We start from the raw sequence: 16,996 nt of genomic DNA on the forward strand, positions 1-16,996 counted from the left end.
ACCCGGGCCCACTACGGACCCGCCGCCCCGCGGGTTGTCGGCCCCCCTGTGGCCCCCCCGCAGCGCCCCAATCCCCCCCGGGGGGGGGGCCCCGGGGGGGCCGCGCCGCCGAGGGGCCTCAGGCGTCCAGCGTCCCCACGTGGTGGACGCGGACGAGGTTGGTGGAGCCGGCCAGGCCGGGGGGTGAGCCGGCGGTGATGACGACGATGTCGCCCTTCTGGCAGCGGCCGAGGGAGAGGAGGGCCGCGTCGACCTGTTCGACCATCTGGTCGGTGGTCGGGGCGAACGGGCCGAGGAAGGTCTCCACGCCCCAGGTGAGGGCGAGTTGGCTGCGTACGGCCGGTTCGTAGGTGAAGGCGAGGACGGGGATGGGCGAGCGGTAGCGGGTGAGCCGGCGGGCGGTGTCGCCGGACTGGGTGAAGGCGATCAGGTACTTGGCGTGCAGGAAGTCGCCGATCTCGGCGGCCGCGCGGGCGACGGCGCCGCCCTGGGTGCGCGGCTTGTTGCCGGTGGTGAGCGGCGGGAGGCCGGCGGCCAGGATGTCGTTCTCGGCGGCCTCGACGATCCGGGCCATGGTCTTGACCGTCTCGACGGGGTACTTGCCGACGGAGGTCTCGCCGGAGAGCATCACCGCGTCCGTCCCGTCGAGGACGGCGTTGGCGACGTCGGAGGCCTCGGCGCGGGTCGGCCGGGAGGTGTTGATCATCGAGTCGAGCATCTGGGTGGCGACGATGACCGGCTTGGCGTTGCGGCGGGCGAGCTTGATGGCGCGCTTCTGGACCAGCGGGACCTGTTCGAGGGGCATCTCCACGCCCAGGTCGCCGCGGGCCACCATGATCCCGTCGAAGGCGTCGACGACGGACTCCAGGTTGTCCACCGCCTGCGGCTTCTCGATCTTGGCGATGACCGGGACGTGCCGCCCCTCCTCCGCCATGATCCGGTGGACGTCCTCGATGTCCCGTCCGCTGCGGACGAACGAGAGCGCGATGAGGTCGGCCCCGGTCCGCAGTGCCCACCGCAGGTCGGCGACGTCCTTGTCGCTGAGTGCGGGGACGGAGACGGAGACGCCGGGGAGGTTGAGGCCCTTGTGGTCGGAGACCAGGCCGCCTTCGATGACGAGGCACCGTACGTGCGGCCCGTCGACGGCGACGACCTCCAGGGTGACCCGGCCGTCGTCGACCAGGATGCGCTCCCCGCGGCCGACGTCCCCGGCGAGCCCGGAGTAGGTGGTTCCGCAGCGGTCCTTGTCCCCCACGACGTCCTTGTCGGTGGAGATGGTGAACTCGTCGCCGCGTTCGAGAAGTACCGGCCCGTGGGCGAAGGTGTCGAGCCGGATCTTCGGGCCTTGAAGGTCGACGAGGACGCCGACGCTGCGGCCGGTCTCGTCGGCGGCCTTGCGGACGCGGCGGTAGCGTTCCTCGTGCTCGGCGTGCAGGCCGTGGCTGAGGTTCAGTCGGGCGATGTCCATCCCGGCGTCGACCAGGGATTTGATCTGGTCGTACGAGTCGGTGGCGGGCCCGAGGGTACAGACGATTTTTGCTCGGCGCATAGTGCTGAGACTAGGCATTACCGACGCGTAACCTCGACGCGGGTCCGGACTGCGGGATGACCGTTGCCGTAAGGCGAGTTGAACAATCTGACACATCCTCGGACCGCTGTGCGAACACCCTTCCCCACGCCCCTCCCGCGCTCCCTCCGCACGCCTCCCGCGCCGCCCGCCGCCGCGATGCCGATGCGATTCCGTGAAGGCCTGTTCACCCCTGGTTCATCGCCGCTTCCGCCCCCGCTCCCCGCCCGGCGGGACGCTCGTCACCCCCGGGTCGCGGCCCGGGCGTCCGGGCCACCACCCGGACGAAGGAGCGGGCGAGGGGGAGGCGTTCGGTATGCGACGCGCACTGGGGGTGGTCGCGGCCCTGGTCCTGCTGGGCGGGGTCGGCTACGCGCTGATCGACCACAACGGACCGGACACCAAGACGGTCACCGTCACCGGCCTGATCGGCTCGGAGAAGCGCGCCTTCTTCGAGAACGACGAGGTCAAGGCCGAGTTGGCCAAGCAGGGCCTGCTGGTCCGGGCGGACTCGACCGGCTCCTGGACGATGAGCGACCAGGCGGCCAAGACCCCGGGGCTGGACTTCGCCTTCCCGGCGAGCGCGGCACCGGCCCGGGAGATCCAGCGCATCTGGAAGCTGCAGGACTCCCCGCTGGTGCCGTTCTACTCGCCGCTGGTGATCGTGGCCCACCCGTCGGTGGCCGAGGTCCTGCAGAACAACAAGCTGGCCGAGCTGGACCCCGTCAGCGGCGTCTGGACCTTCCGGATGGACGAGTACGTCAACGCCCTGAAGGGCGGCCGCAGATGGGAGGGCCTGTCCGGCGCCGACAAGCACCCCGAGCTGTCCGGCCAGCTCTTCGTGACCACCACCGACCCGGAGAGTTCGTCCTCCGGCGCGATGTACCTCGCGCTGCTCTCCTACGTCGCCAACAACCACCAGGTGGTGTCGGACGACGCCGGCGTCGCCGCCGTCAAGGACGTCCTGCACACCGCGAACGCGCTGCAGGGCATCCAGAAGAGCAGCAGCGACGAGCCGTTCCGGGACTTCGGCGCGGGGATCGGCAACCCGCTGATCTTCGCGTACGAGTCGCAGGCCGCCACCCTGGCGCTGCAGAACAAGCCGACCGGGGACATGGTGGTGCTGTACCCGGACACCACGGTCTACTCGGACCACACCCTCGTGGCCCACACCGACAGCGGCCGCAAGCTCGCCGACGTCCTCCAGAACGACGAGGTGCTGCGCAACCTGGAGGCCCGGTTCGGCCTGCGGCCGCAGGCCAAGCCGGAGGCCTTCGCGAACCTGATGCGGGAAAAGAAACCGACCTTCGCACCCGATCTGACCGCCGCCAGGATCAAGCAGGCGACCCTGCCCTCGCTGGACAACCTGCAGAAGCTGACCGCCGCGGCGAAGGGGACCAAGTGACCAACCCGACGAAACGCCGCGGCTGGCTCACGGCCGCGCTGGCCGCCGTGCTCGCCGCGGCCACCGCCTGCACCTCCACCGGCGGCGGCGACCCCGCCCCGAAGCCCACCGACCCGCCCGCCGAGACGGCCCGCCCCGGGGTGCTGCGCGTCCTGGCCGGCAGTGAACTCCAGGACCTGGCACCGGTCCTGGAGGACGCCCGGAAGGCCACCGGGGTGACCGTGCAGTTCTCCTGGACGGGCACCCTGGACGGCGCGGACACCGTCGCCTCGGGCCGGGCCGACGGCAAGTACGACGCCGTGTGGTTCCCGTCCAACCAGTACCTGCGGCTCGATCCGGCCGGGAAGTCCAAGCTGGTCTCGGAGACCCCGGTGATGGTGTCGCCGGTGGCGATCGGCGTGCGCTCCTCGGCGCTCGGCGAACTCGGCTGGGGCGACGGCTCGAAGGTCACCTGGGCGCAGGTCGGCGCCGCGGCCTCGGCCGGCAAGCTGCCGTACGGGATGGCCGACCCGTCCCGCTCCAACTCGGGCTTCTCCACCCTCGTCGCGGTGGCCTCGGCCTTCTCCGGCGCGGGCGCTGCGCTGACCGACGCGGACGTGCAGAAGGCCGCCCCGCAGCTGAAGGAGTTCTTCAAGGGCCAGAAGCTGACCTCGGGTTCGTCCGGCTGGCTGGCGCAGGCGTACACCCGGGCCGAGTCGGGCGTGGTGGGCGCGCTGGTGAACTACGAGTCGGTGCTGCTGTCGCTGAACCGGACGCTGTCGCCGCAGCAGCAGCTGACCGTGGTGCGGCCGGTGGACGGCGTGGTGTCGGCGGACTACCCGCTCTCGCTGATGTCCTCCGCCGCGCAGGAGCAGCGCGACTCCTTCCAGCGGCTGACCGCGTACCTGCTCAAGGAGGACGTGCAGAAACGCATCTCCGAGGTGACGCTGCGCCGCCCGGTGACGGCGGGCGCGGCCCCGGCCGCCGGGCTGCCCGCGGACCGCCGCCGGGAGCTGCCGTTCCCGGGCACCAGGGCGGTCGCGGACGGCCTGCTGGCCTCGTACCAGAACGAGCTGCGCCGCCCGTCCCGGACGGTGTACGTGCTGGACACCTCGGGCTCGATGGAGGGCTCGCGGATCGCCGCGCTGAAGAGCGCGCTGGGCCGGCTGACCGGGTCGGACGACACCCGCGGGGTGCGCCGCTTCCGGGACCGCGAGGAGATCACGCTGCTCTCCTTCGCCTCCGCGGTGAAGTGGACCAGGACCCACGTGGTGCCGGCCACCGGCGGCAGTCCGGGCCCGGAGGCGGAGCTGGCCTCGATCGACGCGGACGTGCAGTCGCTGGCCGCCTCCGGCGGGACGGCGGTGTACTCCTCGCTGGAGGAGGCGTACCGGGTGATCGAGCGCCAGCAGGCCGCGGCCGGCGACGACCGGTTCACCTCGATCGTGCTGATGACCGACGGGGAGAGCAACGCCGGTGCGACGGACGGCGACTTCAAGCGCTTCCACGACGCGCTGCCGGCCGGGGAGAAGGCGATCCCGGTGTTCCCGATCAGGTTCGGGGAGGCGGCGGTGAACCAGCTCCAGGGGATCGCGGACCTGAGCGGCGGCAAGCTGTTCGACGGGACGGGCTCGCTGGACGGGGTGTTCGAGGAGATCCGTGGCTACCAGTAACGGGTTCGGCCCCCGGGCGCTGCGCTACCTGGAGTCGGCCCGCAACCTGGTCGGCTGCGCGGGCGGCGCGGTCGGCCTGGGGCTGCACTTCGCCGGGCTGGGCGGGGTCTGGTGGCCGGGGGTCGTGGCGGGACTGTACGGGGTGGGCGCGCTGCTGACGCCCGCCCCGAAGCCCCGGCCGCCGCTCCCGCCGCGGCCGGAGCCGCAGCCGCTGCCGCCCGAGGTCTCCGCTCCTCCGGCCCCCAAGCCGGAGCCGGTCCCCGCACCGGAGCCCGCCCCCGCGCCCGACCCGGAGCTGGTGGCGCTGGCCGCCTACCTGGACACCGTGCCGCTGCCGCCCTCCGCCGGGGTGGACGGCCTGCTGGCGGCGCTGCGCGCGGCCGGCCCGGGCCCGGTGGCGGAGCGGATCGTCCGGGACCGGCTGCCGGTCGCGGTGGCCGGCTACCTGCGGGCGCGGACCTGGCAGCCCTGGGCGGGGCCGGACGATCCGGACCCGGCGGTCCAGCTGGGCCGCGAGGTCGACCGGTTGGCGGGCGAGCTGGCCTGACCGGGCGTCGGCCGGCCCGCGCCCTTCGCACCTCCGCCCCTCAGGCCTCCGCGCCTCCGTACCACCCCACGTCTCCCCCACGCCCGTCACGAACGAGTCGCCAAGATCTCACCTCCTGGACAGGTCAGGGGGCTATTCAGCACCCCGGCTCGCACGGCACACTTCTACGCGCGTCCCTCTACGCGCGTCGACGCGTGCACGCACACTTTTGTTCACGAACACCAGTTGACGGTCCATCCGCCGTCGTCCCACTCGGGAGAGTCGTCCATGACCCTGAACCGCCGTGACTTCGTCACCCGGTCCGCCGCCACCGCCGCCGGCGCAGCCCTGGCCGGCGGTGCCGCCCTGGCCGCCGCCCCCTCCGCCGCGGCCGCCCAGCCGGACGCGGCGGCCGCCAAGGGCCAGCAGCGCAAGCCGCGCACGCAGGCCTTCACCGTCATGGGCACCACCGACCTGCACGGCCGGGTGCTCAACTGGGACTACTTCACCGACGCCGAGTACACCGACAAGGCCCACAACGCGGTCGGCCTCGCCAAGATCTCCACGCTGGCCAACCAGGTGCGCGAGGAGAAGGGCTGGGACCGCTGCCTGCTCATCGACTCCGGCGACACCATCCAGGGCACCCAGCTGTCCTACTACTACGCCCGGATCGAGTCGATCGACACCGAGGCCAACACCGTGCCGGACCACCCGATGGCCGTCGCCATGAACCTCATGGAGTACGACGCCGCCGCGCTCGGCAACCACGAGTTCAACTACGGCATCCCGCTCCTGAAGGCCTACGAGGAGCAGCTGGAGTTCCCGTTGCTGGGCGCCAACGCGCTGAACGCGAAGAACGAGAAGCCGGCCTTCAAGCCGTACGTGATCAAGGAGCTGCGCCTGGGCGGCGGCCGTCCGGTGCGGGTCGGCATCCTCGGCCTGACCAACCCGGGCATCGCGATCTGGGACAAGGCCAACGTCAGCGGCAAGATGGTCTTCCCGGGCATCGTGGAGACCGCCGCCACCTGGGTGCCGAAGATGAAGGCCGCGGGCGCGGACGTCATCGTGGTCTCGGCGCACTCCGGCTGCGACGAGGCGACCACCTGGGGCGACCAGCTGCCGTGGGCCGAGAACGTCTCGGTCGCGCTGGCGGAGACCGTCCCGGACATCGACGCGGTACTGGTGGGCCACGCCCACAAGGAGGTCCCGCAGCGCCTGGTCGTCAACAAGAAGACCGGCCGCACGGTCGTCCTCTCCGAGCCGCTCTGCTACGGCCAGCGGCTGACCTGCTTCGACTTCGAGGTCGAGTTCACCGGCGGCGCCTGGAAGGTCGCCTCGGTCTCCTCCCGGCTGCTGAACTCCAACACCGTGCCGGAGAACCCGGAGATCACCGACGCGATCGCCGGGCAGCACAAGAAGGTCGTCGCGTACGTCAACCAGAACATCGGCACCAGCAAGATCGCGCTGTCGATCGCCGACGCCCCCTTCAAGGCCACCCCGATCATCGACCTGATCGGCCGGGTCCAGGCCGACGCCGTCAAGGCCGCGCTGGCGGGCGGGCAGTACGCCAACCTCCCGGTGCTGGCCCAGGCCGCCCCGTTCAACCGCACCGCCCTGATCCCGTCCGGCCAGGTGAAGCTGCGCGACGCCGCGGGCCTCTACATCTACGAGAACACCCTGGAGGCCCGCATCCTGACGGGCGCCCAGCTCAAGGACTACCTGGAGTACTCGGTCAAGTACTACAACCAGCTCGCCCCGGGCGCCCCGGTCGACAAGGACAAGCTGACCGGCGCCGAGGCCACCCCGGACTACAACTACGACTCGCTCTACGGCCTGAGCTACGACATCGACATCGCCCAGCCGAAGGGCTCGCGGATCGTCAACCTGTCCTTCCAGGGCAAGCCGATCGACCCGGCCGCCGAGTTCGTCCTGGCCGTCAACAACTACCGCGCCAACGGCGGCGGCAACTTCCCGCACGTCGCCAAGGCCAAGGTGGTCTGGGCGAACTCCGACGAGATCCGCAACACCATGATCGCGTGGGTGAAGGCCAAGGGCGTCATCGACCCCGCCGACTTCTTCACCGACTCCTGGCGCCTGGTCCGCGCCGGCCAGCCGGTCTTCTGACCGACGCCCCGATCGAAAGGCCGTCGCCCCGTCCGGCGACGGCCTTTCGGCCTGCCCGGTGGAAGAATGGCGCCATGAGCGAGTTCCAGGTCCCCGAGCGCCACGCGAGGCTGCTGGCCTACGCGGAGAGCCTGACGCCTCCGGCCGGGTGGAAGATCGAGATCTCCGGCGACGAGATCATCATGACGGCCGGCCCCTCGGTGATCCACCAGCGCAACCTGCTGCTCATCCGCAGGCAGTTCGAGGCCCACGAGCCCACCGACCTGATGCCGAGCGAGAACACCGACCTCGCCTCCCCGAACGTCGGCAAGCTCCGCAACCCCGACCTGACCTACATCCCCCTCTCGGCGCTGGAGGAGGGCGGCAACCAGGTCCCCGCCGAGCAGGCGGCCATCGCGGTGGAGATCGTCTCCCCGTCGAACCCGGAGAACGACCTGGTCGGCAAGGTCCGCGACTACCCACTGATGGCCATCCCGCTGTACCTGCTGATCGACCCGCGCGAGGGCGACCTGACGCTCTACGCCGAGCCGTCCGACAGCGGCTACCGCTGGCGCTGGAACGGCAAGTTCGGCGACCCGGTCCCGCTCCCGGCCCCCTTCGGCTTCGAGCTCGCCACCGACGCCCTGCTCCGCTACCCCGCCTGACGCGAGGGCCTCCCGGCGGCAGCCGCCGGGAGGCCCTCGCGTCCGAACCGCGGGTCAGAAGGGGAAGACCGCGCGCTCGTGCTGGACGGAGATCCACTTCAGGGTGGTGAAGGCGTCCACCGTGGACTCGCCGTTGAGGCGGCCGACGCCGGAGTTCTTCTCGCCGCCGAAGGGCACGCCCGGCTCGTCGGCTATGGTGCCGCCGTTGACGTGGATCATGCCGGTCTCGATCCGCTGGGCGAGCTTCACGCCGCGCTCGGTGTTCCCGGTGTGCACCGCGCCGCTGAGGCCGAAGGGCGTGGCGTTGGCGAGCCGGACGGCCTCGTCCTCGCCGTCGAAGGGCACCAGCAGGACGACCGGGCCGAAGAGTTCGGTCCGCAGGATCGGCGCGTCCTCGGCGAGGCCGGTGAGGACCACCGGCTCCATCAGGCTGCCGACCGTGTCGCCGCGCAGCAGCGCGGTGGCGCCGGCCGCGACGGCCTGGTCGACCTGGGCGCGCAGGCCGTCGGCCTGGACGGGGTTGATCAGCGGGCCGATGTGGGTGGCCGGGTCCCGCGGGTCGCCGACGGTGAGCGAGGCGACCTTGGCGACGAACTTCTCGGTGAACTCGGCCTCGACGGACCGGTCCACCAGCACCCGGTTGGCGGCCATGCAGACCTGCCCCTGGTGGACGAAGCGGCTGAACACCGCGGCGTCCACGGCGTGGTCCACGTCGGCGTCGTCCAGCACGATCAGCGCGCTGTTGCCGCCGAGTTCCAGGACGGTGCGCTTGAAGTGCCCGGCGGCGACGGTGGCGACGTGCCGGCCGACCTTGTCGGAGCCGGTGAAGGAGATCACCTTGGGCACCGGGTGCTCCAGGAAGCTGTCGCCGATCTCGGCGATGTCGGTGATCACCACGTTCAGCAGGCCGGGCGGGAGCCCCGCGTCCTCGAAGAGCTTGGCGATCAGCCCGCCGCCGACCACCGGGGTCTCCTGGTGCGGCTTGAGGACGACGCCGTTGCCGAGCGCGAGCGCCGGGGCGACGGCCTTGAGCGCCAGGAACAGCGGGAAGTTGAACGGGCTGATCACGCCGACCACGCCGACCGGCAGCCGGTAGAGGCGGTTCTCCCGGCCCTGGGCGGGCGAGGTCAGCAGCCGGCCCTCGGGGGCCACCGACTGGTGCAGGCAGTCCCGCAGGACGTCCTTGACCAGCGACAGTTCGAAGCCCGCCTTCAGCGCGGTGCCGCCGAGTTCCGCCATGATCGCCTGGACGATCTCCGGCTCCCACTCCTCCAGCAGCCGCAGCGCGCGCTCGAAGACCGTCCGCCGCTGGTAGGGGTTGGTGGCGGCCCACTGCTTCTGGGCTCGCTCGGCGGCGCGGTAGGCCAGGTCGACCTCGGCGACGGTGGCGACGGTGATGGTGGCGAGCTTGTCGCCGGTGTAGGGGTCGACGTCGACGATGTCCCAGGAGCCGCTGCCGCTGCGCCACTCACCATCGATGTACTGCAGGGCCAACTCGGAGAAGTACGACATCTGATCCCTCTCATGCACCCGACCTGATGGGGGATCATCGTACTGACGTCTTACAGTTCCTGGCGCACGGAATGGAGCAGGTCGCGGGTCAGTGCCGGGCTCAGGCTGTCGGCGACCAGGTCGTCCATCGCGTGCCGGTACTCGGCCACCTCGGCGGGCTTGTCGAGGTAGAGCGCGGTGGTGAACTGCTCCAGGTACACCACGTCCGACAGTTCGGCCTCGGCGAAGCCCAGGACGGTGAACGCGCCGCTCTCGGCGCTCAGCCCGGCGTTGCCCAGCGGCAGCACCTGGAGCCGGACGTTGGGCAGTTCGCTCAACTCCAGCAGCCGGTCCAGCTGGCCGCGCATCAGCTCCGCACCGCCCCAGGGCCGGCGCAGCGCGGCCTCGTCCAGTACCGCGACCAGCCGCGGCGCCCGCTCGCCGGTCAGCACCGCCTGCCGCTTGAGCCGTACGTCGACCCGGCGCTCGATCTCCTCCGGCCCGGTGGTGTGGCAGCCGGCGGTGACCACGGCCCGGGCGTAGTCGGCGGTCTGGAGCAGCCCGTGGACGAACTGGACCTCGTAGCTGCGGATCTCGGCCGCGGCCTCCTCCAGTCCCAGGTAGTTCTGGAACCAGCCGGGCAGGACGTCCCCGTACTCGTGCCACCAGGAGCTGGCGTTGGCGTCGCGCAGCAGTCCGAGGACGGTGGCCCGCTCCTGTTCGACCTCGACCCCGTACAGGGTGAGCAGGTCGGCGACGTCGCGCTCCTTGAAGCCGACCCGGCCGAGCTCCATGCGGCTGATCTTGGACTCGGAGGCCCGGATCGAGTACCCGGCCTCCTCCCGGCTGACGCCTCTGGCCTCGCGGAGCTTGCGCAGCTGGGTACCGAGCAGCAGGCGCCGTACCGTGGCGCCCCCGCCTGCCTGAGTCGTGCCCATCGACGTCATCCTCCGCGCTCGCCCAGCCCCCCGGCCGTCGGCCGCAGTCTGCCACCTGGCACCGACGAACAACAGCCCACTGTCCCGGAACCCGCCGGGCGCCGAACAACTCCGGCCGTTTGTCCGAGAGTTGCCGCGGCCCGGGGAGGGCTCAGGGGCCGCCGCGGGGGTACGCGACGGCGCCCGCCCTCCAACTGGTCGGGGAAGAGGGCAGGCGCCAGGAGACCGCGTTGGCCCGGCGACTCTGACGGGGGCAGCGGGTTGAGCTCCCGGCGATGCGGCGCCGGGGGTTCGGGGTGGGCCGGTCGGAGCGTCCGGGGCCCGTCAGACCACCAGGGGGCGGTCGGTGGGCCGGATCGGCGCGGGAAGCGGGGTCTTGCCGCCGAGGTACTTGTCCACCGCCGCGGCGGCCGAGCGGCCTTCCGCGATGGCCCAGACGATCAGCGACTGGCCACGGCCGGCGTCTCCGCAGACGTACACGCCATCGACATTGGTGGCGAACCGGCCATCGCGGGCAATGTTACCGCGCGCGTCGAGGTCCGCTCCCAGCTGCTCGACCAGCCCGTTGCGCACGTCCGTCCCGGTGAAGCCCATGGCCAGGGTGACCAGCTGGGCCGGGATGGCCCGCTCGGTGCCGGGGACCTGCTCGAAGCGGCCGTCCCTGAACTCCACCTCGACGAGGTGCAGCTCCTGGACGTTGCCGTCCTCGTCGCCGCTGAAGTGGGTGGTGCTGACCGAGTAGATCCGCTCGCCGCCCTCCTCGTGCGCGGAGGTGACCTTGTACGTCATCGGCATGGTCGGCCACGGCTGGTGCCCGGGCCGGTCCTCGCCGGGCCGCGGCATGATCTCCAGCTGGGTGACGGAGGCCGCCCCCTGCCGGTGGGCGGTGCCGACGCAGTCCGCGCCGGTGTCGCCGCCGCCGATCACGACCACGTGCTTGCCCTTGGCGCTGATCGGGGACTCCACGAAGTCGCCCTCCTGCACCTTGTTGGCCAGCGGCAGGTACTCCATGGCCTGGTGGACGCCCTTGAGCTCGCGCCCGGGCACCGGCAGGTCGCGGGCGGTGGTGGCGCCGGCCGCGACGACCACGGCGTCGAAGCGCTCGCGCAGCTGCTGCCCGGTGATGTCCTCGCCGACGTGCACGCCGGTGCGGAACCGGGTGCCCTCCGCCCGCATCTGCTCGATGCGGCGGTTGATGTGGCGCTTCTCCATCTTGAACTCGGGGATGCCGTAGCGCAGCAGTCCGCCGATCCGGTCGGCCCGCTCGTACACGACGACGGTGTGCCCGGCGCGGGTGAGCTGCTGGGCGGCGGCGAGGCCGGCCGGGCCGGAGCCGACGACGGCGACGGTCTTGCCGGAGAGCCGCTCCGGGACCTGCGGGGTGACCCCGCCGCGGTCCCAGGCCTTGTCGATGATGGTGACCTCGACGTTCTTGATGGTCACCGCGTCCTGGTTGATGCCGAGGACGCACGCGGACTCGCACGGGGCCGGGCACAGACGGCCGGTGAACTCCGGGAAGTTGTTGGTGGCGTGCAGCCGCTCGATCGCGCCGACGAAGTCGTCCCGGTAGGCCAGGTCGTTCCACTCGGGGATGAGGTTCCCGAGCGGGCAGCCGTTGTGGCAGAACGGGATGCCGCAGTCCATGCAGCGGCCGGCCTGCTTGGTGATGATCGGCAGGAGGCTGCGCTCGACGTAGACCTCGTTCCAGTCCCGCAGACGGACGTCCACGGGGCGGCGCTCGGCCAGCTGCTTGGGCGTGGTCAGGAAGCCCTTGGGGTCAGCCATTAGCCGCCTCCATCATCTTGCGAGTGGTCTCGGCCTCGGAGAGGCCATCGCGCTCAGCGGCGTCCTTGGCGGCGAGCACTGCCTTGTAGTCGGTCGGCATGATCTTGGAGAAGCGGGAGACCCCGCTGCCCCAGTCCGCCAGGAGCTCGGCGGCGACGGTGGAGCCGGTCTCCTCGTAGTGCTGCTGCACGGTCTCGCGCAGCCAGTCGCGGTCGGCGGCGGTGGGGGCCTCGATGCCCACCATGCCGTCGTTGACGTTCGCGGGGCGCAGGTCCAGGACGTACGCGATGCCGCCGGACATGCCCGCCGCGAGGTTGCGCCCGGTCTCGCCGAGGACGACGACCCGGCCGCCGGTCATGTACTCCAGGCCGTGGTCGCCGACGCCCTCGACCACCAGGGTGGCCCCGGAGTTGCGGACGGCGAAGCGCTCGCCGGCCTTGCCGCGCAGGTGGACGCGGCCCGCGGTGGCACCGTAGCCGATGGTGTTGCCGGCGATGACGTGGTTCTGCGCGTCGTTGCCGATGGCGGCCGCCTCGCGGGCCGGGCGGACGATCACCACGCCGCCGGAGAGGCCCTTGCCGACGTAGTCGTTGGCGTCGCCCTCCAGCCGCAGGGTCACGCCGCGCGGCAGGAACGCGCCGAAGGACTGCCCGGCGGAGCCGGTGAAGGTGACGTCGATGGTCCCCTCCGGCAGGCCCTCGCCCCGGTACCGCTTGGTCACCTCGTGGCCGAGCATGGTGCCGACGGTGCGGTTGACGTTGCGGATCGGCAGCTGGATCCGGACGGTCTCGCCGCGCTCCAGCGCGTCCTCGGCGAGGGTGATCAGCTGGTTGTCCAGGGCCTTGTCCAGCGCGTGGTCCTGGGTGGTGGTGCGGTGGCGGGCGGCTCCCTCGGGCAGCGCCGGCACGTGGAACAGCGGGGCGAGGTCCAGCCCGGCGGCCTTCCAGTGGTCGATCGCGGCCCGGGCGTCGATGTGCTCGGCGCGGCCGACGGCCTCCTCGATCGAGCGGAAGCCCAGCGAGGCCAGGATCTCCCGGACCTCCTCGGCGATGAACTCGAAGAAGTTGACCACGAACTCGGGCTTGCCGGAGAACCGCTCGCGCAGCACCGGGTTCTGGGTGGCGACGCCGACCGGGCAGGTGTCCAGGTGGCAGACCCGCATCATGATGCAGCCGGAGACCACCAGCGGGGCGGTCGCGAAGCCGAACTCCTCGGCGCCGAGCAGCGCGGCGATGACCACGTCGCGGCCGGTCTTCAGCTGGCCGTCGGTCTGGACGACGATGCGGTCGCGCAGCCCGTTGAGCAGCAGGGTCTGCTGGGTCTCGGCGAGGCCGAGCTCCCAGGGGCCGCCCGCGTGCTTCAGCGAGGTGAGCGGCGAGGCGCCCGTCCCGCCGTCGTGCCCGGAGACCAGGACGACGTCGGCGTGCGCCTTGGACACGCCGGCCGCGACCGTGCCGACGCCGACCTCGGAGACCAGCTTCACGTGGATGCGGGCCGCCGGGTTGGCGTTCTTGAGGTCGTGGATCAGCTGCGCCAGGTCCTCGATCGAGTAGATGTCGTGGTGCGGCGGCGGCGAGATCAGGCCGACGCCCGGGGTGGAGTGCCGGGTCCGGGCGACCCACGGGTAGACCTTGTGGCCGGGCAGCTGGCCGCCCTCGCCGGGCTTGGCGCCCTGGGCCATCTTGATCTGGATGTCGTCGGCGTTGACGAGGTACTCGGAGGTGACGCCGAACCGGCCGGAGGCGACCTGCTTGATCGCCGAGCGGCGCTCCGGGTCGTACAGGCGGTCCGGGTCCTCGCCGCCCTCGCCGGTGTTGGACTTGCCGCCGAGGCGGTTCATCGCGATGGCCAGGGTCTCGTGCGCCTCGCGGGAGATCGAGCCGTACGACATGGCGCCGGTGGAGAAGCGCCGGACGATCGCGGAGACCGGCTCGACCTCCTCGACCGGGATCGGCTCCCGCTCCAGGCCGTTCAGCCGGAACAGGCCGCGCAGCGTCATCAGCCGCTCGGACTGCTCGTTCACCCGGTCCGTGTACTGCTTGAAGATGTCGTACCGGCGGTTGCGGGTGGCGTGCTGGAGGCGGAAGACGGTGTCCGGGTCGAACAGGTGCGGCTCGCCCTCGCGGCGCCACTGGTACTCGCCGCCGATCTCCAGCGCGCGGTGCGCGGCCGGGATGCCGGAGGCCGGGTACGCCTTGGCGTGCCGGGCGGCGGTCTCGCGGGCGATCTCCTCCAGGCCGATGCCGCCGAGCTTGGTGGTGGTGCCGGAGAAGTAGCCGTCGACGAGGTCCTGGGAGAGGCCGATGGCCTCGAAGACCTGGGCGCCGCGGTAGGAGGCGACGGTCGAGATGCCCATCTTGGACATGACCTTGAGCACGCCCTTGCCGAGCGCCTTGATCAGGTTGCGGATCGCCTTCTCGGGCTCGACGCCCTCGATGAACACGCCCTGGGCGACCAGGTCCTCGACGGACTCCATCGCCAGGTACGGGTTGACCGCCCCGGCGCCGTAGCCGATCAGCAGCGCGACGTGGTGCACCTCGCGGACGTCGCCCGCCTCGACCAGCAGCGACACCCGGGTGCGCTGCTTGGTGCGGATCAGGTGGTGGTGCACGGCCGAGGTGAGCAGCAGCGAGGGGATCGGCGCGTGCTCGGCGTCGGAGTGCCGGTCGGAGAGCACGACGATCCGGGCGCCGTCGGCGATCGCCGCGTCGGCCTCGGCGGCGATCTCGGCGAGCCGGGAGGCCAGGCCCTCGCCGCCGGAGGCGACCTTGTAGAGGCCGGAGAGCGTGACGGCCTTCAGGCCGGGCTGGTCGCCGTCGGCGTTGATGTGGACGAGCTTGGCGAGCTCGTCGTTGTCGATCACGGGGAAGGTGATCCCGACCGAGCGGCAGGACGCGGCCTCGGCGGCCAGCAGGTTGCCCTCCGGGCCGAGGTTGGACAGCAGCGAGGTGACGAGCTCCTCGCGGATGGCGTCCAGCGGCGGGTTGGTGACCTGCGCGAAGAGCTGCACGAAGTAGTCGAACAGCAGGCGCGGCTTCTCGCTCAGCGCGGCGATCGGCGAGTCGGTGCCCATCGAGCCGAGCGCCTCGGCGCCGGTGCGCGCCATCGGCGCGAGGATGACCCGCAGCTCCTCCTCGGTGTAGCCGAAGGTCTGCTGGCGGCGGGTGACGGAGGCGTGGGTGTGGAAGATGTGCTCGCGCTCGGGCAGCTTGGCGAGCTGGATCTGCCCGCCGTCGACCCATTCCTGGTAGGGGTGCTCGGCGGCGAGGGCGGACTTGACCTCCTCGTCCGGGACGATCCGGCCCTCGGCGGTGTCCACCAGGAACATCCGGCCGGGCTGGAGGCGGCCCTTCCGGACGACCTTCTCCTGCTCGATGTCGAGGACGCCGACCTCGGAGGAGAGGACGACCAGGCCGTCCTCGGTGATCCAGTACCGGGCCGGGCGCAGGCCGTTGCGGTCGAGCACGGCGCCGATCTGGTTGCCGTCGGTGAAGGTGACGCAGGCCGGGCCGTCCCAGGGCTCCATCAGGTTGGAGTGGTACTGGTAGAAGGCGCGGCGGTCCGGGCTCATGGTGGCGTGGTTCTCCCACGCCTCCGGGATCATCATCAGCACCGAGTGCGGCAGCGAGCGGCCGCCGAGGTGGAGCAGCTCCAGGACCTCGTCGAAGGAGGCGGAGTCGGAGTGCTCCGGCGTGCAGATCGGGAAGATCCGCTCCAGGCCCTGGCCCTTGCTGTTGGCGGGGATGAGGTCGGTCGCGAGCTGCGACTCCCGGGCGTGCATCCAGTTGCGGTTGCCCTTGACCGTGTTGATCTCGCCGTTGTGGGCGACAAAGCGGTACGGGTGGGCGAGCGGCCAGCTCGGGAAGGTGTTGGTGGAGAACCGCGAGTGCACCAGGCCGATCGCGGACGCGTAGCCGCGGTCCGACAGGTCGGGGAAGAAGGGCTCCAGCTGGCCGGTGGTCAGCATGCCCTTGTAGACGATGGTGCGCGCGGACAGCGACGGGAAGTACACCCCGGCCTCGCGCTCGGCCCGCTTGCGGACCACGAAGGCGGTCCGGTCGAGCTCGATGCCGGCCGTGCCGTCCTTCGCCAGGAAGAGCTGCCGGAACCGCGGCATCACGCTGCGCGCGGTGGCGCCGAGCAGGTCCGGGGTGACGGGGACGTCGCGCCAGCCGAGGACGGTCGTGCCCTCCTCGGCCGCGATCGCCTCGATCCGCGCGACGGCGGCGGCGTCCTTCTCGTCGTCCTCGGGGAGGAAGGCGATGCCGACGGCGTAGGAGCCGGCCGCCGGGAGCTCGAAGGGGACCTTCCCGCGCAGGAAGGCGTCCGGGACCTGGGTCAGGATGCCGGCGCCGTCGCCGGAGTCCGGCTCGGCGCCGGTGGCGCCGCGGTGCTCCAGGTTGCGCAGGACGTTCAGCGCCTGCTCGACGATGGTGTGGTCGGCGATGCCCGTCAGCGTGGCGACGAAACCGACGCCACAGGCGTCGTGCTCGTTCCGCGGGTCGTACAGGCCCTGGGCAGCAGGTCGCGCATCCGGCACGAGCGCGTACGGCTGGCGGGCGGCGCCGGCCTGGGGCTCGTTGGCGGAGTGCATGGATGCAGACAGCATCGGCTCTCCCGTCGTCGTCTTTCGGCAAGGTGGTGCAAGGAGGGACGACGTTGGCCCTGATGCGATGGTGCGGTGTCGTGCGAGTTACATGATGCCCACGATCCCGAGAAGCGGAATATCCCGTCCACATGGCGGGACGGCGCGCAGGTCGGGGGGCGTGTGAGAGGACGTGCCACAGTGCACGTCCCGACGATTGTGCCCAACCGTCCACCGCCTGAAACAGGGGCGAAACCGGGCCGCCACAGAAGCCGATCA

At 71.6% G+C, this 16,996-nt stretch carries 10 protein-coding genes; 5 read left to right on the plus strand and 5 right to left on the minus strand.

Features of this window, described 5'->3' with window-relative positions:
* Positions 1-118: 118 nt before the first annotated feature.
* A complete protein-coding gene (gene pyk, locus ACFVXH_RS01620; RefSeq protein WP_049651553.1) occupies positions 119-1,549 on the minus strand; it encodes a pyruvate kinase in 1,431 nt (476 codons plus the stop codon).
* Between the two features lie 334 nt (positions 1,550-1,883).
* Here pyk and ACFVXH_RS01625 point away from each other — a divergent pair, with 334 nt between their 5' ends.
* The 5 genes from ACFVXH_RS01625 to ACFVXH_RS01645 all read left to right on the plus strand — a co-directional run bounded on the left by ACFVXH_RS01625 (position 1,884) and on the right by ACFVXH_RS01645 (position 7,918).
* Positions 1,884-2,972, plus strand: coding sequence for a substrate-binding domain-containing protein (locus ACFVXH_RS01625; protein WP_049651552.1), 1,089 nt, complete (start codon positions 1,884-1,886; stop codon positions 2,970-2,972).
* Positions 2,969-4,624, plus strand: a complete 1,656-nt coding sequence (locus ACFVXH_RS01630; RefSeq protein ID WP_387819565.1) for a VWA domain-containing protein — start codon at positions 2,969-2,971, stop codon at positions 4,622-4,624. The genes ACFVXH_RS01625 and ACFVXH_RS01630 overlap by 4 nt, the downstream gene beginning before the upstream one ends.
* Positions 4,611-5,171 carry a hypothetical protein gene (locus ACFVXH_RS01635; RefSeq protein WP_387819567.1) on the plus strand — a complete coding sequence of 187 codons (561 nt, stop codon included), beginning with the start codon at positions 4,611-4,613 and terminating at the stop codon, positions 5,169-5,171. The genes ACFVXH_RS01630 and ACFVXH_RS01635 overlap by 14 nt, the downstream gene beginning before the upstream one ends.
* A gap of 267 nt (positions 5,172-5,438) precedes the next feature.
* Positions 5,439-7,274 (plus strand): bifunctional metallophosphatase/5'-nucleotidase, encoded by a 1,836-nt coding sequence (locus tag ACFVXH_RS01640; protein ID WP_387819569.1) that lies wholly within the window; start codon positions 5,439-5,441, stop codon positions 7,272-7,274.
* 74 nt (positions 7,275-7,348) lie between these two features.
* A complete protein-coding gene (locus tag ACFVXH_RS01645; RefSeq protein ID WP_387819571.1) occupies positions 7,349-7,918 on the plus strand; it encodes a Uma2 family endonuclease in 570 nt (189 codons plus the stop codon).
* A 54-nt stretch (positions 7,919-7,972) separates the two neighbouring features.
* Here ACFVXH_RS01645 and ACFVXH_RS01650 read toward each other — a convergent pair whose 3' ends face one another.
* The 4 genes from ACFVXH_RS01650 to gltB all read right to left on the minus strand — a co-directional run bounded on the left by ACFVXH_RS01650 (position 7,973) and on the right by gltB (position 16,726).
* Positions 7,973-9,430, minus strand: a complete 1,458-nt coding sequence (locus ACFVXH_RS01650; protein ID WP_117487397.1) for an aldehyde dehydrogenase family protein — start codon at positions 9,428-9,430, stop codon at positions 7,973-7,975.
* Between the two features lie 50 nt (positions 9,431-9,480).
* Positions 9,481-10,347, minus strand: coding sequence for a helix-turn-helix transcriptional regulator (locus ACFVXH_RS01655; RefSeq protein ID WP_074000955.1), 867 nt, complete (start codon positions 10,345-10,347; stop codon positions 9,481-9,483).
* Between the two features lie 324 nt (positions 10,348-10,671).
* Positions 10,672-12,132 carry a glutamate synthase subunit beta gene (locus tag ACFVXH_RS01660; protein ID WP_049651209.1) on the minus strand — a complete coding sequence of 487 codons (1,461 nt, stop codon included), beginning with the start codon at positions 12,130-12,132 and terminating at the stop codon, positions 10,672-10,674.
* Complete coding sequence (gltB, locus tag ACFVXH_RS01665; protein WP_387819884.1) at positions 12,125-16,726, minus strand: glutamate synthase large subunit; 4,602 nt, start codon at positions 16,724-16,726, stop codon at positions 12,125-12,127. Before gltB ends, ACFVXH_RS01660 begins: the two co-directional genes overlap by 8 nt.
* Between the last annotated feature and the right edge of the window lie 270 nt (positions 16,727-16,996).

Origin of the sequence: Kitasatospora sp. NPDC058184, from assembly GCF_042883725.1 — a bacterium.
Lineage (GTDB): Bacteria > Actinomycetota > Actinomycetes > Streptomycetales > Streptomycetaceae > Kitasatospora.

What these genes read in the sequence shown, in the direction of transcription:
- ACFVXH_RS01660 (WP_049651209.1), bottom strand. Translation starts at nt 12,132, where the DNA reads ATGGCTGACCCCAAGGGCTTCCTGACCACGCCCAAGCAGCTGGCCGAG.
- ACFVXH_RS01655 (WP_074000955.1), bottom strand. Translation starts at nt 10,347, where the DNA reads ATGGGCACGACTCAGGCAGGCGGGGGCGCCACGGTACGGCGCCTGCTG.
- ACFVXH_RS01625 (WP_049651552.1), top strand. Translation starts at nt 1,884, where the DNA reads ATGCGACGCGCACTGGGGGTGGTCGCGGCCCTGGTCCTGCTGGGCGGG.
- ACFVXH_RS01650 (WP_117487397.1), bottom strand. Translation starts at nt 9,430, where the DNA reads ATGTCGTACTTCTCCGAGTTGGCCCTGCAGTACATCGATGGTGAGTGG.
- ACFVXH_RS01645 (WP_387819571.1), top strand. Translation starts at nt 7,349, where the DNA reads ATGAGCGAGTTCCAGGTCCCCGAGCGCCACGCGAGGCTGCTGGCCTAC.
- ACFVXH_RS01640 (WP_387819569.1), top strand. Translation starts at nt 5,439, where the DNA reads ATGACCCTGAACCGCCGTGACTTCGTCACCCGGTCCGCCGCCACCGCC.
- pyk (WP_049651553.1), bottom strand. Translation starts at nt 1,549, where the DNA reads ATGCGCCGAGCAAAAATCGTCTGTACCCTCGGGCCCGCCACCGACTCG.
- gltB (WP_387819884.1), bottom strand. Translation starts at nt 16,726, where the DNA reads ATGCACTCCGCCAACGAGCCCCAGGCCGGCGCCGCCCGCCAGCCGTAC.